The sequence below is a fragment of the Mesorhizobium sp. KR9-304 genome, assembly GCF_040049215.1.
In the GTDB taxonomy this organism is placed as follows: domain Bacteria; phylum Pseudomonadota; class Alphaproteobacteria; order Rhizobiales; family Rhizobiaceae; genus Mesorhizobium_K.
Genome location: NZ_JBDZDN010000001.1, coordinates 409,239 through 428,492 on the forward strand (window position 1 = coordinate 409,239; position 19,254 = coordinate 428,492).

18 protein-coding genes are annotated in these 19,254 nt (G+C 65.2%); 4 read left to right on the forward strand and 14 right to left on the reverse strand.

From position 1 onward, the window contains the following. Positions 1 to 3 precede the first annotated feature (3 nt). Positions 4 to 1,557, reverse strand: coding sequence for a hypothetical protein (locus ABLE71_RS01995; RefSeq protein WP_348781697.1), 1,554 nt, complete (start codon positions 1,555 to 1,557; stop codon positions 4 to 6). A gap of 230 nt (positions 1,558 to 1,787) precedes the next feature. On the opposite strand from ABLE71_RS01995, the gene ABLE71_RS02000 reads away from it, so the two are divergent. The 3 genes from ABLE71_RS02000 to ABLE71_RS02010 all read left to right on the forward strand — a co-directional run bounded on the left by ABLE71_RS02000 (position 1,788) and on the right by ABLE71_RS02010 (position 6,146). After that, positions 1,788 to 3,446, forward strand: coding sequence for a GumC family protein (locus ABLE71_RS02000; RefSeq protein WP_348781698.1), 1,659 nt, complete (start codon positions 1,788 to 1,790; stop codon positions 3,444 to 3,446). A gap of 275 nt (positions 3,447 to 3,721) precedes the next feature. Then, positions 3,722 to 4,912: a GNAT family N-acetyltransferase gene (locus tag ABLE71_RS02005; protein WP_348781699.1), complete on the forward strand. Its 1,191-nt coding sequence runs from the start codon at positions 3,722 to 3,724 to the stop codon at positions 4,910 to 4,912. 67 nt (positions 4,913 to 4,979) lie between these two features. Then, positions 4,980 to 6,146 carry a GNAT family N-acetyltransferase gene (locus ABLE71_RS02010; RefSeq protein ID WP_348781700.1) on the forward strand — a complete coding sequence of 389 codons (1,167 nt, stop codon included), beginning with the start codon at positions 4,980 to 4,982 and terminating at the stop codon, positions 6,144 to 6,146. A gap of 10 nt (positions 6,147 to 6,156) precedes the next feature. Here ABLE71_RS02010 and ABLE71_RS02015 read toward each other — a convergent pair whose 3' ends face one another. From ABLE71_RS02015 to ABLE71_RS02040, 6 genes are all read right to left on the reverse strand, one after another. Continuing rightward, positions 6,157 to 7,527 carry a lipopolysaccharide biosynthesis protein gene (locus ABLE71_RS02015; RefSeq protein WP_348781701.1) on the reverse strand — a complete coding sequence of 457 codons (1,371 nt, stop codon included), beginning with the start codon at positions 7,525 to 7,527 and terminating at the stop codon, positions 6,157 to 6,159. Positions 7,528 to 7,702: 175 nt separating this feature from the next. Further along, a complete protein-coding gene (ugpC, locus tag ABLE71_RS02020) occupies positions 7,703 to 8,740 on the reverse strand; it encodes a sn-glycerol-3-phosphate ABC transporter ATP-binding protein UgpC (RefSeq protein ID WP_348781702.1) in 1,038 nt (345 codons plus the stop codon). 4 nt (positions 8,741 to 8,744) lie between these two features. After that, entirely contained in the window at positions 8,745 to 9,593 is an 849-nt protein-coding gene (ugpE, locus tag ABLE71_RS02025) for a sn-glycerol-3-phosphate ABC transporter permease UgpE (RefSeq protein WP_348783634.1), read from the reverse strand. A 67-nt stretch (positions 9,594 to 9,660) separates the two neighbouring features. Continuing rightward, positions 9,661 to 10,545, reverse strand: coding sequence for a sn-glycerol-3-phosphate ABC transporter permease UgpA (gene ugpA, locus ABLE71_RS02030; RefSeq protein ID WP_348781703.1), 885 nt, complete (start codon positions 10,543 to 10,545; stop codon positions 9,661 to 9,663). Positions 10,546 to 10,706: 161 nt separating this feature from the next. Next, positions 10,707 to 12,017 (reverse strand): sn-glycerol-3-phosphate ABC transporter substrate-binding protein UgpB, encoded by a 1,311-nt coding sequence (gene ugpB / locus ABLE71_RS02035; RefSeq protein WP_348781704.1) that lies wholly within the window; start codon positions 12,015 to 12,017, stop codon positions 10,707 to 10,709. Between the two features lie 217 nt (positions 12,018 to 12,234). After that, the gene (locus ABLE71_RS02040) at positions 12,235 to 12,684 is read right to left on the reverse strand and encodes an Rrf2 family transcriptional regulator (RefSeq protein WP_348781705.1); all 450 of its coding nucleotides are present in this window, start codon (positions 12,682 to 12,684) and stop codon (positions 12,235 to 12,237) included. 129 nt (positions 12,685 to 12,813) lie between these two features. On the opposite strand from ABLE71_RS02040, the gene ABLE71_RS02045 reads away from it, so the two are divergent. Beyond that, positions 12,814 to 12,999, forward strand: coding sequence for a hypothetical protein (locus ABLE71_RS02045; protein WP_348781706.1), 186 nt, complete (start codon positions 12,814 to 12,816; stop codon positions 12,997 to 12,999). A 22-nt stretch (positions 13,000 to 13,021) separates the two neighbouring features. Here the strand turns inward: ABLE71_RS02045 and ABLE71_RS02050 are convergent, their stop codons facing one another. From ABLE71_RS02050 to ABLE71_RS02080, 7 genes are all read right to left on the reverse strand, one after another. Beyond that, positions 13,022 to 13,471 (reverse strand): GNAT family N-acetyltransferase, encoded by a 450-nt coding sequence (locus ABLE71_RS02050; RefSeq protein ID WP_348781707.1) that lies wholly within the window; start codon positions 13,469 to 13,471, stop codon positions 13,022 to 13,024. Between the two features lie 127 nt (positions 13,472 to 13,598). After that, positions 13,599 to 14,285 (reverse strand): ABC transporter ATP-binding protein, encoded by a 687-nt coding sequence (locus ABLE71_RS02055; RefSeq protein WP_348781708.1) that lies wholly within the window; start codon positions 14,283 to 14,285, stop codon positions 13,599 to 13,601. Continuing rightward, the gene (locus ABLE71_RS02060; protein WP_348781709.1) at positions 14,282 to 15,031 is read right to left on the reverse strand and encodes an ABC transporter ATP-binding protein; all 750 of its coding nucleotides are present in this window, start codon (positions 15,029 to 15,031) and stop codon (positions 14,282 to 14,284) included. The genes ABLE71_RS02055 and ABLE71_RS02060 overlap by 4 nt, the downstream gene beginning before the upstream one ends. Further along, positions 15,024 to 15,992 (reverse strand): branched-chain amino acid ABC transporter permease, encoded by a 969-nt coding sequence (locus tag ABLE71_RS02065; RefSeq protein ID WP_348781710.1) that lies wholly within the window; start codon positions 15,990 to 15,992, stop codon positions 15,024 to 15,026. The genes ABLE71_RS02060 and ABLE71_RS02065 overlap by 8 nt, the downstream gene beginning before the upstream one ends. Before the next feature lie 2 nt (positions 15,993 to 15,994). Next, a complete protein-coding gene (locus ABLE71_RS02070; RefSeq protein WP_348781711.1) occupies positions 15,995 to 16,915 on the reverse strand; it encodes a branched-chain amino acid ABC transporter permease in 921 nt (306 codons plus the stop codon). Positions 16,916 to 17,087: 172 nt separating this feature from the next. Then, positions 17,088 to 18,230 carry an ABC transporter substrate-binding protein gene (locus tag ABLE71_RS02075; protein ID WP_348781712.1) on the reverse strand — a complete coding sequence of 381 codons (1,143 nt, stop codon included), beginning with the start codon at positions 18,228 to 18,230 and terminating at the stop codon, positions 17,088 to 17,090. A gap of 98 nt (positions 18,231 to 18,328) precedes the next feature. Continuing rightward, positions 18,329 to 19,252 (reverse strand): dihydrodipicolinate synthase family protein, encoded by a 924-nt coding sequence (locus tag ABLE71_RS02080; protein ID WP_348781713.1) that lies wholly within the window; start codon positions 19,250 to 19,252, stop codon positions 18,329 to 18,331. Positions 19,253 to 19,254 lie beyond the last annotated feature (2 nt).

Consider the following 19,254-nt stretch of genomic DNA (forward strand, 5'->3'; position numbering starts at 1 on the left):
ACCTCAAGAAAGCGTTGGCATGCCGGCGGCCGGCCGATCAAGCAGCCCGGAGCGTACGGCAGCGCCGACGATCATGCCGGCGAGCGCCATGAACATGGCAAGCGCAAGCGGCGCGAAATAGGCCTCTTCCTGGAAGAGGCCGGTGCCGACAATGGTGAGCAGCGCGAAGGCAGCCGCCGCCTGCAGGTCGTTGCCGGTCCTGTGAGCGATCGTGAGGACGCGCCAGGCGATCCAGACATAGGCGCCGATGACGGCAAGGGCGAAGACGCCGATCTGGTAGAGCAGCACGCCAACGGCGCTCTCGACGGCGAAGGGGGTGCGGCCCGCGGCCTGGGCGGCAGGCCAGTCGATCTTGGAGAATTCGGATGACAGATTGCCGCCGGCGCCGATGCCGCCGCCTAGCGGATTTGCCAGGAATTCGTGAAGACCGCCCATCAGCCCGATGACGTGGTAGTCGCCGAGACGCAGGCCCACAACGATGCCGACCGCGGCGTAGGCGATCATCACGAGGCTGTGGCAGAAAAAGGCGAACTTGGCGCCGAATATCCTGAAGTTGAGCCAGCTCGCGCCGACCAGCAGAAACAGGATCAGCGGTCCTTTGGCGCTGGCGAGCACGAGCAGCACAAAGAGGCCCGCGGCCAGCAAGAGGCGTCCGCGGTAGAGCGCGAAGATGGAGAGGAAGCAGAGCGCGTAGGCGAAGCTGATGGCATGCATGTTCGGCCCGAACAGGCGCAGCACCTCGATGTCGTAACCTTCGGTGAGCGGTGTGTTGAACAAGGTTATCCTGAAACTGTCGAGCAGGCCGGTGATGACGATGCCGGTCTCGCGCAGGTGCCTGTCGTAGTCCATCGTCATGTAGTTCGGGCCGGCGGAGCGTTCCCAGAAGGCATAGCCGTTGGTCAGTGCGAGCCATTGCTCGCGCCAGAAAAACTCGACGCAACCGCAAGCGAGCAGGAGGACCGAGAGGACGGTCATCGCCTGGCCGAGGCGGACCGGCCGGCTCATGAAGGCGATCATGCATATCTGGAAGAACAGCAGAGGCGTGACGATGTTTCTCAGATAGACGATCGCCGCCATGCCGAAGAAGGCGAAGCCGAGCAGGAAATAGACGCCCAGAACGATGTACAGACCGACGAGAACCTTGACGAAGGGGTCGATTGCCGCGTTGCGCCGCCGCCAGCCGGCGAGGAACGTCGCGGTGAACACCAGCCAGGTGACCGCGATGGTGACGAAGTTATAGCCGCGGATGACGTTGAAGTCGTCGCTGCTGACGACATGGTCGACTGCGAGCGACACGAAGACATTCTGGAACAGAAGCGCGAATATGCTCGCGACGATCGAGGTCTGCGGCATGCGCCAGGCGCAAAGCCCGGCGAGCAGCACAACCGACAGGACTCCGGCCAGCGGATGGAGCAGGTGGGCGAAGACCGGAATCGCGGTAATGCATGCCGCGACCACCACCGTCAGCACGGCGTTGGCGAAGTTGGCGGCGGCAATTCCGGCCGGCGTTTCGCGGTCGCTGCGGAAGCCTGCGCCGTCCGCGGTCAAACTCGTCATCAGAACCTTGCCCGTGGCCAACCCTGGTCGAACGGCCTGGCGCCGCCGGTACCCTCGCTTGAGAATCAGCGGCGCCGGAGCGTTGTCGTTAGTACGTCCCGATCCGATACTACAGTTTCAAACTCTCCGATTGGTTAACTCGCCGTTCAGCATTCCTGTTTACGGTTCAGTCATGTTTGGCTTGCCGGCAGATCGCGCGATCTTGCGCGTCACCCTTCAGTAGGAAGCGAATGAGTTCGGACTGGGACATGCCCGAGACGTATCGCCCCGGCGCGCGGCCGGCGCCCGGATCCGTGCGCGCGCCGTCTCCCCCGCGCGGCGCCGGGGTGATCGACCCGATCGCCCTTTTCCGCTTCATCCTCGACAACATCGTCAGGATCGGCGCCATCGCGATCGCGCTGACGGTGATCGGCATCGTGCTCGTCTCGCTGATCCCCTTCCCCTACCGGGCCACCGCCACCGTGCTGGTCGACCCGCGCAACCAGCAGGTCACGCTGCAGGAAGACGTGCTGCAGCCGATCGGCAGCGACGCGGCGGTGCTCGAAAGCATGATCCAGATCATGCGCTCGGACGGATTCCTGCTCACTGTCATGGACAAGCTCGGCATGCTTGGCGACGTGACGAACAAGCTCAGCGAGGACGAGCAGCTCAAGGCGCTCGCGAGGTTCAAGAGCGACCTGTCGGTCGAGCGCAAGGGCGCAACCTATCTGGTCGAGGTTTCCTTCAAGGCCGGCACGGCCGAAGAGGCCGCGCGCATCGCCAACAGCGTGGCCAACGAATTCGCCGACGCGCAGAACGGCGAGATCAGGCAGGCGACCGAAGACGCCGGGCGCGCGCTGTCGGAGAGGCTGGTGGACCTGCGCCGCAAGCTCAACGCGTCGGAGAAGGCCGTCGCCGACTTCGCCGCCGAAAACGGCATCCTCTACATCGACGACAACGATACGCTGCAGATGCGCCAGCTGACCGAGCTCAGCGCCCAGCTTGCGCTGGCCAAGAACGCCACCGAGGCGGCGCGCGCGCGCTACCAGAGCCAGACCGGCGGCGGGTCGGACGATGTCGTGCTGTCGGACCCGCGCAACGGCGAAACCGCGCAGCTTTCCTTCCTGCGCCAGCAGCGCGCGCAGCTCAAGCAGACCCTGGATCAGCAGAGCCTGACTTACGGCTCGCGCCATCCGCGCATCGCGCAGACCCGCCAGGCGCTCGAAGGCATCGAACGCCAGATCCGCGAGGAGCGCCAGAACCTGACGCGCCAGCTCAAGGGCGAACTGGACGTTGCCGAATCACAGCAGAAGAAGCTGGAGGCGGACATCGCCAAGCTGAGCTCCGGCGCGGTGTTGACCGACACCGCCAAGGTGCGGCTCGAAGCGCTGCGGCGCGAGGCTTCGGCCGACCGCGACATCTACGAAAAGTTCCTCAGCCGCAACAAGACGACCGACGAGCTGGCGCTGATCAACATCGACAACATCAAGGTGATCTCGCCGGCGGTGCCGCCGCTGAGGTCGAGCCGGCCGTCGATGACGCTCCTGGCGCCGGTGTTCGGACTGCTCGGCGGCGTCGCTGCGACGACCGCGCTCGCGGTCGCCAACCGCCGAGGCTTCGACCGGATGCGCCGCCGCCCTCGTATCGTCTTGCCCGACAGCCCGCCGCCATCAGGCGAACCGATGCCGGAGCCTCAAGTCCCGGCAAACGATCCAGAGCTGCCGGACTGGCAACCGATGCGCGCGCGCAAGCAGAACAATGCGTTGCTGGCGCTCGCCGACGAGAAGTTGCCGGAACGAGTCCCCGATCCGCATCGCCCGGCCGCAAAGTCGCTGCTGATGATGGCGCAGACGATGCGCGATGCCGACGCCCTCCCGCACGCGTCGGTTTGGAACCGCCGAGCTCGCTGACGATCCTTTGGGCGAACTCTTCAGCGATCAATGACCTGTTGCCCGGGGCCGATGCTTCGGAATTGATTCAATTCGGCGTCTGCCGGGTAATCCGCCCTTAACCAAACGGCGACGTTCAGCCTCTGCGTTTACCCGCCCGGCACCCATCAGGCTGTAAGGAAGCGCCGTCATCGAATTTCAGAAACGTGGGCTTGGCGACGTGGCCCAGCAATTCGGAGCGTAGTCGAGTGCGAAGTGCAGCCAGCCCAGCCAGAGATGGAACTGGTGAATTCGCGATGAGCGTTGCGAAGCACTTCGCCGATCGGACCGCGGCGGCGCCGGAAGTCTTTTCCGCGCGCGTGTTATCGGGCATGAGCGATCCGTTCCTGGAGGTTGCGGAAGCAGCCGGAGCAAACGTCTTCCAGAGCCGCCCGTTTCTGGAACAATTCGAACGGCACATGCTGGCCGGTTCGAGAAAACTCGTGCTTGTCGGCGTGACTGACGCAGCCGGCAAACCGATCGCGGTATTTCCGTTCGTACGGCTGAAAAAGTTCGGCGTGACCCGGCTGGAAGCGGTCGACTTCGACGTGACCGACTATTTCGCGCCGGCTTATTTCCGTGACGCCGCGCTGTCAGCCGATGACACGGCCAAGCTATGGCGGACCGTGGCGCGAAGCGTACCAGGCGTCCATGCCATCGCCTTCAAGAAGCTGCCACGGCAGCTCCATCACAAGCCGCACGCGCTCTCCGGCGCGGATTTCCTGAAGCCGATGGCCGCGTCCGCGACCACGCTTTACCTGCGTGACGCCTCAGGCAAGCCAACCCAAAACATGAATCCGGCGGCGCTCGCCCGCAAGCTCAAGAAGTCGGCGAAGGTGCTCCAGAAGCACGGACCGCTCACCTTCACCGAAGCCACAAGCAAGCAGGATACCGACGAGCTGCTGGAAGCGCTTCTGGCGTTTCGTACCGCGCGGTTCCAGGAACTCGGCCGCCAGGACGCCTTGCTCGACCCGAACGTTGTCGCCTTTTATCGGGCGTTGGCCTGCAAGGAGGGCAAAGCGTCCGTCGGTCGCGTGTTTGCGCTGCGGTCCGCGGATGAAATCGTCGCCGTGACCTATGGCTACGCCTACCGCAAAACCTTCACGCTGATCGCTCCGGCCATAACGCCCAAGAAGGAGTATCAACCAGGCTCGCCGGGTCTGGTGGCGATGTTCAAGACGCTTGAATGGTGCCAGCAGCACGACTTCGACGTGTTCGACCTCAGCGTCGGCTCGCTTTCGTACAAAAGCCGATTCGAAGCCGAGACGGTCGAACTGTACGAATACCAGCAGGCGCTTTCGCCCCTCGGGCTGATCGTGGTGGCGGAAGCCGCCCTCAGGCGGCGGATACGCCGCCTCGCGCTGAAGTACCCAGAACTGCGGTCCACGCTGGAGAAGCTGAGACGCATGCGCTGGGGTTGGGCAGGGGACAAACCAGCCGATGCATGAGAGCAGCAGTTCGACATGGGCGCCGATCGATGAGCGTCAAAAGGCCCTAACAGGCGAGGCGACGTCCATGCGTTCGGCACAATGCAAGGTGACGGGGCTGCATCTCTCGGAAAGGCCCCTCGCCGGTGGCGGCGATCTCGCGCCACGATGGGCTGCATTGGCGAAGCGCTCGCTGGTCGCCAACATCTTCTACGAGCCGGAATACGCCCTCCCCGCCCGCCTGCCCTTCGGCGACGGCGTGCGGATCCTGGCGATCCATGCCGATGCCTCTCCGAATGCACCGCTGCTGGCCCTCTGGCCGTTCAGGGTCGCGCGCATGCGCTGGGGCCTGCCGCTGCCCGTCCTGCTCGGCTGGACGCATCCCTTCGCCGCTTCCGGCGTCCCGCTGCTCGACAGGGATCGGGCGACGGAGGCGCTGACCGCGCTGTTCAACATGCCATCCAGCCTTCCGGGCTTGCCCCGGCGCGCGCTGTTACCGCTGGCTCCCGACGAGGGACCGTTCGCCTATGCGCTCGCAGGCTTGCAGGGAAATCTCGGCCTGCGCGAGGCGCACACGGAAAGCCATGACCGCGCCTTTTTCACGCCCCGCCTTGCGGCCGACACTATGGCGCATCTTTCCTCCGGGTCGCGTTCAAAGCTGCGCCAGGAGTATCGCCGGCTGGAGAAGGAAGGCCCGGTGACGCTTGCCGTCGCCGAGACCCCGGAAGACCTGGGTCGCGCGCTGGAGACCTATCTCGACCTTGAAGCCAAGGGCTGGAAAGGACGCGCGGGCACCGCGATCCCCGAATCTGCCGCGGAAACGGAATTCATCCGCGGCGTCGTGCGCAACCTCGGTGCGGAAGGCCGCGTCAGGATCGACGAGTTGAAGCTCGGCGAACGCGTCATCGCCTCGTCGATCACCTATCGAAACGGCGCGACCGCCTGGTATGCGAAGATATCCTTCGATGAGGATTTCGCCAAGAACTCACCGGGTTCGCAGCTTGTCCTTAAGGTGACCGAGGCGATGAACGCGGACCCGTCGCTCGGCTTCGTCGATTCCTGCGCGCCGCCGCTGCATCCGCTGATGCGCCGCTTCTGGCCGGAGCGCATGAACCTCTCCAACCGCATGCTGGAACTAGCCAGCAAGGACGCGCTGTTTCCGCTGGCGGTCAGGTTGGAGCAGGAGCGGCCGAAACTGCGCGAATATTATCACACGGCGAAGCGCTGGCTGAAGGACCGCCGCAAGGCGGCCTGACCCTCGCCGGTCAGCCTTTCCTCCACCCGGACAAGCCTCCTGACCAGCCGAAGACGGTCGGGTTCACTCCAAGCGACCGGATCGCTACGCGAACCGGCAGCAGGTTCGCGAGCGCGAACACCAGCGCGATCGCGGCTGCCGCGCCGATCGGCCCGAGCTGCCAGGCCGCCCAGGCGACCAGCGGTATGCCGGCGGTGCTGGCGAGCGTGAATATCCTCAGCAGCACGTCCTGATGGCCCGTCAGTTGCAACAGCAGAGCGGTCGGGCCGCAGGCGGCGCCGAGCGTCGACGACAGGCCGAAGATCAACAGCACGATCCACATCGTCGTGTTGACATAGGCTGCGTCGAACAAGCCGAGCAGTTGCATGCCGCCGACCGAGAACACCGCCATGACGGCGAGTGCTATCAGGAAGCTCGCCATGGCGGCGGCGCTCGCCGAATGCTGTACGGAGGTCGCGCCGCTGAGGTGGTAGTTCCGCGATATGTGCGGCGCGAGGACCTGGTTGATACCGTTGAGCGGCAGGTCGATCAGCCGCGCCGTGCGTTCGGCGACGAACACGCCGCCCGCGATCTCGGCGCCGAGGATACCGGCCACGATCAGCGTGTTGATCTGACCCAGCGCCGGCGGCACAGCGTTTACGCCCCAGAGGCCGAAGGTCACTTTGAGAAATTCGCTCTTTTCGACTGCCGTCAGCTTCGCCTTTTCTGCCTTGAGCACATCGGCGAAGATGCCGATGGTCTGGCCGAGCAGGCACAGACCGAGCAGGCCGGCGCAAATGAGCGTGACGGCCACGGCCGAAAGCGGGCCGTTCAGCCACCAGGCGACGCCGAGCGCCACGATGACGGCCAGCCGCCAGACGATGTCGCGCGGCAGAAGCGCGGCAAACAGCCGGTCGCGGGCGCGAAAGACGCTGGACAGGAACTCCGACCAGCCGAGCATTGCCGCCATCAGCGCCGCGCACAGGCAGAGCTGCCGCCATTCGGGAATGCTGGCATCGGCCCAAGGCAGCACGCTCGCGAAGACGAAGACTATGGTCCCCGCCGCGAGGCCGACCAGCACGGTTACGATCGAGCGCAGCAAGACCGCGTAGGCCGCCGGCAGGTTGCCGGCCCCGGCATGCTGCGGCCAGTAGCGCAGGATGATGCTCTGCTGGCCGACGACATTGATGAAGGAGACGAGGCTCGCTGCCGCGAAAGCCGTGCTGAACAGGCCGAAGCTGCGCACATCCGTCAACATCGCTGCAACGACGAACATCAGGAAATTGAGGGCGGCGCTCGACAGCTTGATCGCGACGGCGACCGTGCCCGCGCCGGCAAGACCGCCGAGCCGGGGCAGCCGGAAGCGCCCGGGAACCGCCTTTGTTGCCTTTCCTTCTTGCATTTCAGCGCCGGGACCCGGTGAAGTTTCAGCCTTTGCCGGAGGAGTAGGACATGAGCACATCCCCTTCGCCGAGGCATGAAGTCTAGCCCCTATGGGTCAACACAGTCTGAATTGAAAGGATCGACTGCCGCCATGGTTACCGGGGCGGAAGATGCGATCCGGCCGCAGCCGGCGATCAGCCGATGCGCCTGCCCGCGCTGTCGAACCAGTGCAGCTTTTCGGCGCGCGCGATGACGCGCAGCCGGTCGCCCGGCCGCGCCACTGCCCTGCCCGCCACGCGCACCACGATGCGCGAACCAGCCGCCGCGCAGTAGAGGAAGCTTTCCGCGCCGACCGGCTCCACCGCCTCGACGTCCGCATCGAGCGCCAGGGCGTCGCCGGACGCCTCCTTCGTGGTCACGACCTCCGCATCCTCGGGCCGGAAGCCGATGGTTGCCGCGCCTGCCGGCATCCCGTTCGCCGGCAGGCTCCCCTGCCCGACCGGCAGAAGGTTCATCGGCGGCGCGCCGATGAAGCTCGCGACGAAGATCGACGCCGGCTTCTCGTAGATGTCGAGCGGATCGCCCGCCTGCTCGACCTTTCCGGCGTTCATCACCACCAGTAGGTCGGCAAGCGTCATCGCCTCGAGCTGGTCGTGCGTGACGTAGACCGAGGTGACGCCCAGCGACCGCTGCAGGTTCTTGATCTCGACGCGCATCTGGCCGCGCAGCTTGGCGTCGAGGTTCGACAGCGGCTCGTCGAACAGGAAGACCTTCGGGTTGCGAACGATCGCGCGGCCCATGGCGACACGCTGGCGCTGGCCGCCGGAAAGCTCGCGCGGACGGCGTTCCAGCAACTGCTCGAGTTCCAGCGTCCTGGCCGTCTCGCGCACGCGGCGGTCGATCTCGTCCTTCGGCGTGCCCCGGTTCCTGAGGCCGTAGGCCATGTTGTCGTAGACCTTCATATGCGGGTAGAGCGCGTAGTTCTGGAACACCATGGCGATGTCGCGGTCGGTCGGCCCGATGGCGTTGACCACCTTGCCGTCGATCGACACCGTGCCGGCGGTGATCGTCTCCAGTCCCGCGATCATCCTCAGCAGCGTGGACTTGCCGCAGCCGGACGGCCCGACCAGCACGCAGAGCTTGCCGTCGGGAATGGCGATCGACACGCCCTTCACCGCCTCGACATTGCCGGCATAGACTTTTCGCACATCGTTCAGGTCGACGGTGGCCACGCGTTCACTTCTCCGTTTCGACGAGGCCCTTGACGAACCAGCGCTGCATCAGCACCACCACCAGGATGGGCGGTATGATGGCCAGCATCGAGGTGACCATGACGAGGTGCCATTCGGTATCGGCGTCGGCGAAGGAGATCATCTTCCTGAGCGCGATCACGATGGTGTTCATGTCGTTGCGGTTGGTCATCAGCAGTGGCCAGAGATACTGCGTCCAGCCGTAGATGAAGAGGATGACGAAGAGCGCCGCGATGTTGGTCTTCGACAGCGGGAGCAGGATGTCCTTGAAGAAGCGCCACGGCCCTGCCCCGTCGATGCGCGCCGCCTCGACCAGTTCGCCCGGGATGGTCAGGAAGAACTGGCGGAAGAGCAGCGTCGCGGTGGCCGACGCCATCAGCGGCAGCGTCAGGCCGGTGTAGGTGTCGATCAGGCCGAGATCGACCATGACCTTGTATGTCGGCATGATGCGCACCTCGACCGGCAGCATCAGCGTGATGAAGATCAGCCAGAAGAAGGTCATGCGGAACGGGAAGCGGAAGAACACGATCGCATAGGCCGAGAGGACCGAGATGACGATCTTGCCGATGGCGATGGCGAGCGCCACGACCGTCGTGTTGAACAGCAGCGTCCAGACATTGACGCCGCCGATGCGGCCGATACCGCCGAACAGCGCCGTCGAATAGTTCTCCCAGAATTGATCTCCGGGCAGCAGCGGCAGCGGCGGCCGCAGGATCGTCTGCAGCGTGTGGGTCGATGCGACGAAGGTGTAGTAGATCGGGAAGGCGACGATGATGATGCCGAGGATCAGCACCGCATGCGCGACGTAGCGCGAAGTGCGGCTGATTCCCAGCATTGCCCCTTCTTCCTGCCGGCCGAGAATGGCGGCGGCGGAGGTCGCGCGCGGCGCATCGGCTGCCGTTTCAGCCATAATGCACCTTCTTCTCGACATAACGGAACTGCACGGCGGTGAGCGCGATCACGATGACCATCAGGATGACCGACTGCGCGGCGGAATCGCCGAGCAGCTGGTTCAGCGCGCCGTCCGAATAGACCTTGTAGACGAGCGTCTCGGTCGCCTTGCCCGGGCCGCCGCCGGTGACGGCGTGGATGATGCCGAACGTGTCGAAGAAGGCATAGGTCGTGTTGATGACCAGCAGGAAGAAGGTGGTCGGCGCAAGCAGCGGGAAGACGATCGTCCAGAAACGCTTGGTCGGCCGCGCGCCGTCGATCGCAGCGGCCTCGATCAGCGATTTCGGGATCGCCTGCAGGCCGGCGACGAAGAACAGGAAGTTGTAGCTGATCTGCTTCCAGGCGGCGGCCGAGACGACCAGCACCATCGCCTGCGGGCCGTTGAGCAGCGGGTCCCAGGCGATGCCCATGGCGCGCAGCAGATAGGCCAGCGATCCGATCGACGGGTTGAACAGGAAGATCCACAGCATGCCGGCGATCGCGGGCGCCACCGCGTAGGGCCAGATCATCAGCGTGCGGTAGAAGCCGCGGCCGCGGATGACCTTGTCGGCCATGACGGCGAGCAGCAGCGCAACGGCCATCGATATGAAGGCGGTGGCGGCCGAGAAGATGACCGTCACCTCGACCGAATTGAGGTAGTTCGGATCGCCCAGAACGCGCCTGAAATTGTCCAACCCGACGAAGCGGGAGCGCAGGCCGAAGGGATCCTCCTTCAGCACCGACTGGTACAGCGCCTGGCTTGCCGGCCAGTAGAAGAAGACGAGCGTGATGGCGAGCTGCGGCGCCAGCAGCAGGTAGGGCAGCAGCTTGTTGGGGAAGACGACGCGGGGGGTCACCTGCACTCAACTCCGCAAGGTTTGGCGCTGCCCCTCATCGCCCTGCCGGGCACTTCTCCCCGTAAAAACGGGGAGAAGAAGGCTGGCCGCCACGCTTGCGCCCCCCTCTCCCCGTTCTTCACGGGGAGAGGGTAAGGGTGAGGGGCATTGGAGAACAGAACCTAGTTCCCGACCGCTTCCTTGATCGCGGCGTTGCCGCGCGACACGACGTTGTCGAGCGTCTGCTGGGCGGTCTGATCGCCGGCCAGCATCTTCTCGTATTCCTCGTTCATGATGTCGCGCACCTGCGGCAGGTTGGCGAGGCGCACGCCCTTTGAGTTCTCGGTCGGCGCCTTGCCCATCATCTGCTGGATCGGGATCTCGCGGGCCGGGTTCTTGTCGTAGAAGCCCGACTTCTTGGTCTCCTCATAGGCGGCCATGGTGACCGGCAGGTAGCCCGAAACCTGGTGCAGTTTCGACTGTACCGAGGTCTGCGACAGGAACGCGAAGAAGGCTGCGATGCCCTTGTATTCCTCGTCCGACTTGCCGCCGAAGACCCAGAGCGAAGCGCCGCCCGGAATGGTGTTCTGCGGTGCGCCGGCGACGTCGGGATCATAAGGAAGCTGGCCGGTGCCATAGTTCATGCCGGACTTGACGATGTCGCCCAGCCCGCCCGAGGATTCCGTGAAGATGCCGCATTCGCCGGCGAGGAATATCTGCTTGGCCTCGGAGGTGCGGCCGCCGTAGCGGAACACGCCTTCCTTGGCGAGGTCGGCGAGCGCCTGGAACTGCTTCACGAAGACCGGCGAATTGACCTTCAGCTCGACGTCGAGCGAGGCGATGCCGTTCTCGTTGGTGCCCCACTGCTGGTTGTTCCAGGCAGCGAAGTTCTCGGTCATGATCCAGGTCATCCAGGTCGAGGTGAAGCCGCAGGGGGCAGCGCCGCTGGTCTTGATCTTGCGTGCCGCGTCCCACACTTCCGGCCAGGTCTTGGGCGGGTTGTCGACGTCGAGCCCGGCCTTCTGGAAGATGTCCTTGTTGTAGTAGAGGATCGGAGAGGACGAATTGTAGGGGAAGGACAGCATGGTGCCGTCCGGCTTGGAATAGTAGGCGACGATACCGGGCAGATACTGGCTCTTGTCGAAAGCCGCGCCGCCCATCGAGATCACGTCGGCGACGGGCTTCATCGCATCCTCGGCGGCCATCATGGTGCCGGTGCCGGCGTCGAAGATCTGGATGATGTGCGGCGCCTGGCCGGCGCGGTAGGCGGCGATGCCGGCGTTCAGCGTCTCGGGATAGGTGCCCTTGAAGACCGGAACGATCTTGTAGTCGCTCTGGCTCTCGTTGAATTCCTTGGAAAGCGTGTCGACGACTTCGTTGTTGGCGCCGGTCATGGCGTGCCACCAGGAGATCTCGGTGACGGCGAAGGCGGACGACGAGGACAGAAGGGTGACAGCAACGGCCGCACCGGCCGAAAGGCCCTTGAGTTTCATGGTTTCTCTCCCGTTTTTCGTTGGCGAAGGCTGAGGGGTTCGCGAGCGGGAGTATCGGTCGATTGTGACAGTCGGACAATCGTTTTGTTGCGGTTGGATGACGTTTGACACTTATCCAGCGCACATTAACGTGAGCGCGGACGCGACAAATCCCTGCATCCGCTTAGCCGGCATAAGACTTTGGTACAATTCGACGCCGTCGGCCAAGGCGGCGGTCTCAGACGTGCTGGCGCAATCCGATTTCCATGTCGTCATTGGCGGCGTCGCGCATGGCGGCGAGGCTGCGGTTGTCGAGCAGTTCGGCGACCGCATGGCGCACTTCCATCATCATGTGCCGGACCTGGCAGGTCGCTTCGTCGCAATCCTCGCAGCGCTGGTACTGGCTGCGGCTGGCGCAGGAGATCGGCGCCAGCGGCCCGTCGAGCACGCGCACGACATGGCCGATCTTGATCTCGCTCGGCTGCTTGGCGAGCCGGTAGCCGCCATCCTTGCCCTTGCGGCTCTGCACGAAGCCGGCGTTGCGCAACTCACCCAGGATCGCGTCGAGGAATTTCTTCGGAATATTGTTCTTCGCCGCGATGTCGCCGACGAAGGCAAGCTGTCCCGGCGGCATCTTCGACAGATGCACCAGGGCCTTCAGCCCATACTTGCCTTTTTTCGTAAGCATGCCCCGAGACAGTCTTTGTTGTCGTTGCCCGCGGCGATCATCAAAATCGTTTGTGTGCAAATGATGGCCGCGGGCAGCAGTTACTATGCGCACAACGCCATTAAAATCTGATTCCGTTGCGATTTCGTGTTGTTCGATCTTTTCCATCGTTACTGTGATGTTTCCGCCGCGCCGGGAACCTTGCGCCCGCTGTCCTGGGCGCAGGGTCGGCTTGCGGACGAACTTGCCGCGGCGCGGAAGGCGCGGCGCAAGCTGAAAGGACTGGATGACGAGGAGGCGCTCGTCCTGCGCTGGCTGGAATCGCGCAAGGCCTGAGGGGCTGACGCAGTGCGGCAGCTTAGGGCAGCATGTCGTATTCGATGAAGCCGGTGCGCTTGGCGACGCGGTCGTAGAGCCGCCGGGCCGTGTCGTTGGTCTCGTGCGTCATCCAGTAGACGTTGGCGACGCCGATCTTCGCCGCTTCACCCTGCACGGCCTCGATCAGCGCGCGGCCGACGCCCGTTCCGCGCGTCGAAGGATCGGCGAACAGATCCTGCAAATAGCAATTGTTGGTCACCGACCAGCAGGTGCGATGGTAGAGATAGTGGACGAGGCCGACCGCCTTGCCGTCGACAAGCGCCAGAAACCCCTTCGGCTCGAATTCGCCCGGATCGAACAGGCGCCGCCACGTGGTCGCGTAGACCTCTTCCGACACGGTCGCCTTGTAGAAGACGAGGTAGTCCGTCCACAGCCGGCGCCAGTCGGCATGGTCGGAGGCCTGCAGCGGCCGGATCACGATGTCAGACATTTTCTCTCCCACCCTCGCCTGCGCCGCGTGTCTCGCGGATAAAGATTGATGACGGCGGCGGACTTTCTAGCGCCTGTTTGCGGGGAAGAACATACCGAACGCGGACAGCGGAGGAGCATTGCGCGCCTCAGACGCCGAGATAGCGCTCCTGCAGATCGGGCGTGAGCTCGGAAGGAAGCCCGCTCCAGACGGTGCGCCCGCGTTCCAGGACGACGCAGCGATCGGCGACGCCGAGCACCTCGTCCATCGTCTTGTCGACCACGAGAATCGCCTGTCCCTCGGCCTTGAGCCGGCGGATCGCCGCCCAGATGTCGTCGCGGATGACGGGCGCCAGGCCCTCCGTCGCTTCGTCGAGGATGAGCAGGCGCGGGTTGGTCATCAGCGCGCGGCCGATCGCCAGCATCTGCTGTTCGCCCCCGGACAGCGTGCTGGCATATTGCGCCGTTCGCTCCCCGAGGCGGGGAAACAGGCCGTTGACCGCGCCAAGCGTCCATTTGCCCGGACGGGCGGACGCAACGAGGTTCTCGTAAACGGTCAGGTTTGGAAAGCACCGCCTTCCTTCCGGGACAAGGCCGATGCCGAGCCGCGCGATGCGGTATGGCGGCAGGCCGGTCAATTCCTGGCCCGCAAAGGCGATGCGCCCCGCCCATGCAGGCGTCATCCCGCAAACGGAGCGGATCGTCGTCGACTTGCCCATGCCGTTGCGGCCCATCAGCGTGACCACCTCGCCCTCGCCGACGTCGAGGTCGACGCCGAACAGAGCCTGGCTCGGGCCGTAGAAGGTTTCGATCGCCGATACCCGGAGCAGCGTCATGGGCGCGCACCGAGATAGGCCGTGCGCACATCGGCGTTGTTGCGGATCTCGCCCACCGTTCCGGTGGCGATGACGCGCCCGTAGACCAGCACGGAGATGCGATCGGCCAGCGCGAACACCGCATCCATGTCGTGTTCGACGAGCAGGATCGGCGCTTCGCCGCGCAGCGCGTCGAGAAGGCGCGTCAGCGACCGCGAGCCCTCCTGTCCCATGCCGGCCATCGGCTCGTCGAGCAGCAGCGCCTTTGAGCCGAGCGCCAGCGCGATCGCGATCTCGAGCTGTCGCCGCTCGCCATGCGACAGCTCGGAAGCGGGCACCGCGGCGCGCCCCTCCAGCCCGACGCGGGAGAGCGCCGCCATCGCAGGTTCGGTCAGCGAGGCGTCGGTCCCGACGTTCCGGAAGAAGCGGAAGCTCGATCCCTGCCGGCTCTGGACGGCGAGCATGACGTTCCTTAGCGCCGGAAAATCCATGGCGAGAGATGAGATCTGGAAAGTGCGGCCGAGGCCGAGGCGCGCGCGCGCCGCGACATCGAGGCCGGTGACATCCTGGCCGAGGAAGCGGATCGCGCCGGCGCTCGGTCTCAGCGTGCCTGATATCTGGTGGATCAGCGTCGTCTTGCCGGCGCCGTTCGGGCCGATAAGGGCGTGAATTTCCCCCTTTTTGAGATCGAGGCTGACGTCGTCGGTCGCCTTCAGCCCGCCGAAGCTCTTGGACAGGTTGCGAATGTCGAGGATCGCCTCAGCCATGGCGCGCCTTTCCGGCAACGAGCCCGACGATCCCGCCGCGCGCGAAAAGCACGACGCCAAGCAGGATGAAGCCGAGGAAAAGCTGCCAGCGTTCCGTGAGGCCGCCGAGCGCGTACTCGAGCAGGACGTAGAGGATAGCGCCTGCCACCGGGCCGAACAGCCTGCCTGTTCCTCCCAGGATGACGAGCACGATGAGTTCGCCCGACATCTGCCAGGACATCATGGACGGGCTGACGAAGCGGTTGAGGTCGGCGAAAAGCGCGCCCGCGATGCCGGTGACGACGGCCGAAATCACGAAGGCGGCGAGCCTGATGCGAAACGGCTTGATACCGACGGCCGCAACGCGCTCGGCGTTCTGCCTTGCCGCTTGCAGCGCCGTCCCGAAACGCGAATCCCGGACGCGCCACATCAGCACGAGGAAAGCGGCAAGCAGCCCATAGCAGACGAGGAAAAAGCTGAGGGGATTGGCGGTATTCAACCCGGGAAAGCCGTTGCGCACTGTGATCGACAGGCCGTCCTCGCCGCCATAGGCGGGCCAGGAGATGGCGAAATAGTAGATCATCTGGGCGAAGGCCAGGGTAATCATGATGAAATAGACGCCGCTGGTGCGCAGGCTGATCGCCCCGATAGGCAGGGCGACGAGGGCGCAGACGACAGCGGCTGCGAGCCAGATGACCGGCATCTGGTCGGACACCGGCAGCCCAAGCAGCGGTTCGGCGTTGAACGCGTGGGCCGCGAAGATGCCGGCCACATAGCCGCCGATGCCGAAGAAGGCGGCGTGGCCGAACGAGACGAGGCCGCCGAAGCCGAGCGCCAGGTTGAGGCCTGCGGCGGCGAGCGCCAGGATGGCGACACGGGTGGCGAGCGCGACGTAAAACGGCTCGGCGAGCGCGTGGGCGGCGAGCGGAACCGCGAGCAGAAGGGCGGCGAGCGCGTCGTTGAAGGCGGTTTCGCGTCGCATCGTCAGCCCTGCGCCGAGAACAGGCCGCGGGGCCGGAACGCCAGGATCAGCGCCATGACGATGTAGATCGACATCGAGGCCAGCGCGCCGCCGATGCCGGACGCCTGCGCAGGGCCGATCACGGCGGCAAGCAGCGGCGGCAGGAGCACGCGCCCCATCGTGTCGGTCACGCCGACAAGAAGCGCGCCGACGAAGGCGCCCTTGATCGAGCCGATGCCCCCGATAACGATGACGACGAAGGCGAGGATCAGCACCGGTTCGCCCATGCCTACCTGCACCGACTGCAAGGCCCCGACCATCGCGCCGGCCAGTCCGGCAAGGGCCGAGCCCAGGGCAAAGACCACCGTATAGAGCGTGCGGATGTCGACGCCCAGCGCGCCGATCATCTCGCGGTCGCTCTCGCCGGCGCGGATGCGCATGCCGAGACGCGTCCGGGCGATCAGGACATAGAGGCCGAGACCGACCGCCAGTCCGGCCACGATGATGGCCAGGCGGTAGACCGGATACTGCACGCCGCCCGGCAGCGCGACCGCTCCGCCGAGCTGCGGCGGGATGTTGAGGTAGAGCGGGAAGGAACCGAAGACCCAGCGCGTGGCCTCGGACAGGATGAGGATCAGGGCGAAGGTGGCGAGCACCTGGTCGAGATGGTCGCGGCCGTAGAGCCGCCTAATCACCGCGACCTCGACGAGGGCGCCGAGCGCGGCGGCTGCCGCGAGGCTGGCCACGAGGCCGAGCCAGAACGATCCGGTCGCGCCGGCAACAGCGGCGCAGGCGAAGGCGCCGACCATGAAGAACGAGCCATGCGCCAGGTTGATCAGGCCCATGACGCCGAAGATCAGCGTCAGCCCGGCCGCCATGAGGAAAAGCATGACGCCGAACTGCAGGCCGTTCAGGAGCTGCTCGACGAGGAGGGCGGTTTGCAAAGCGGATACGATCGTGTGCGAGGCGCGACGGGGGGCGACACCCTCTCCCCGTTCTTCACGGGGAGAGGGCAGGGTGAGGGGCGGCGGAGACGGCGGGATAGTGCTCGACGTCAGCGCTGCCCCTCATCCGCCTGCCGGCACCTTCTCCCCGTGAAGGACGGGGAGAAGGAGGCTACATCTTGCAGTCCTTGGCGTAGGCGTCCTGGTGGTCGGTGAAGCTCGTGGCGATGATCTTGTTGGTCAGCACGCCGTCGGCATCCTTGACCACTTCGCGGACGTAGAAATCCTGGATCGGGTGGTGGTTGGTGTTGAACTTGAACTTGCCGCGCACCGAGTCGAACTCGGCGGCTTCAAGTGCGGCGCGAAAGGCGTCGGCGTCCTTGACGTCCGCCTTGGCGGCGGCAGCCGCGATCAGGCTGCCCGTGTCGAAGGCCTGGGCGGCGTAGATCGACGGCAGGCGGTTGTATTCCGCCTTGAACGCCGCCACGAATTCCTTGTTCCTGGGATTGTCGAGGTCGGGCGACCAGGAAGCCGTGTTCTTGGCGCCGAGAGCCGCGTCGCCGATGGCGCCGAGCACATCCTGGCTGAACGAGAAGCCGGGGCCCATGACGGGGATCTCGACGCCCGACTGCGCATACTGCTTCATGAAGGCGATGCCCATGCCGCCCGGCAGGAAGAAGAAGACGGAATCGGCGCCCGAGGCGCGGATCTGCGCGATCTCGGCGGCGTAGTCGGTCTGGCCGAGCTTGGTGTAGACCTCGCCGACCAGTTCGCCCTTGTAGAAACGCTTGAAGCCGTTCAGCGAATCCGTGCCGGCCGGGTAGTTCGGCGCGAGGATGAACATCTTCTTGATGCCCTCGGCTTGCGCGTAGTTGCCGGCCGCCTCGTGGAAATTGTCGTTCTGGTAGGCGACGTTGAAATAGTTCTTGTCGCACTTGGCGCCGGCGAGCGGCGACGGGCCGGCATTGGGCGACAGATAGAACTTGCCCTGGGCGACCGCGTTCGGCACGACCGCCATGGCGAGGTTCGACCAGATGATGCCGGTCAAAACGTCGACCTTGTCGCTCTGGATCATCTTGTCGGCGATCTGCACCGCGAGCTCGGGCTTCATCGCGTCGTCCTCGGTGACGACCTCGATATCGGTCGCGCCGGACAGCTTGATCGCCAGCATGAAGCCGTCGCGCGCGTCGACGCCGAGGCCGGCGCCGCCGCCCGACAGCGTCGTGATCATGCCGACCTTCACCGGCTCGGCCATGGCGGCGCCGGATACGCCGAGCGCCAGGGCCAGCACGCTCGCTGCAAAAGTGGTCTTCATTGCGATCTCCCATTCTTCTTGTTCGGCAGAACCTGCAAAGTGCCCAAAAGACGGCCGCTTGAAAACCCCCTTGAGATTGCGCCCTTACGGACCTTGCGTCAGCGCCGGCAGGTTTCGGCCTGCAGGCTCAGGGCCGCCTCGATCAGCCGCTCCGCCGTCTTGCGCCGATCGGCGTCGAGCCAAGCTTCCGGATGCCGGCAGCGGTCGGTCGCGAAGATGCCCTCGCGCTGGCGCAGCAGCTTGTTCACCGCGATCGACTGGCCGAGGCTCTCGCTCATGAATGCGTGCAGCGGGCCGAGCTGCTCGAACAGCTCGACCGCGCGCGGTCGGTTGCCGTCACGATGCAGGCGATAGATATGCTGCAGAAGCGGCGCGAGGCCGGTCGGCATGAAGCCGTGAATGCCGGCATCGAATAACGCGATCATCCCGGTCACCGGCCAGCCGGCGCAAAGATTGATCGGACGCGTCACGCCCGCGGCGATGCCGGCCGACTTGGCAAGGTTGTCGCTGGTTTCGACCTTGATGCTCGAAAATGCGCGGACTTGCCGATGCGCCTCCAGGATCGCCTCGACGGGCAGGCCCGGCCCGGCAATGTCGAAATCCTGCAGCATGATCTTGTCGGCGCCGGCATCGGCGATGGCCGAAAGCGTGTCGATCAGTTCGGCGGCGCCTATGGCCGGAGACGGACGCCAGTTGATCGCGGTGGCGCCGGCGTCGAGTGCCGCCCTCGCCTCATCGGCGATCGCGCTACGGCCGCTGACCGAGAGCCCGACGATCAGGTCGAAACGGCCGCGCGTCGCTTCGGCGAAGCGCTGCACGAGCAGCAACCGCTCGGACGCGTCGAGATAGGCTGTTTCGGCCGCGACCCCGCGCAGCAGCGCGGCCTCGCAGCCGGCATCGGCGAGGTAGTCGGCAAAGCCCGCGATGGACTCGCAATCGAGCGATCCGTCTGCGGCGAAGGGCGTATTGGCGACGAGGATGATGCCCCGCCAGCCCTGCGCGTCCCTCATGCCGGCAGCCATGT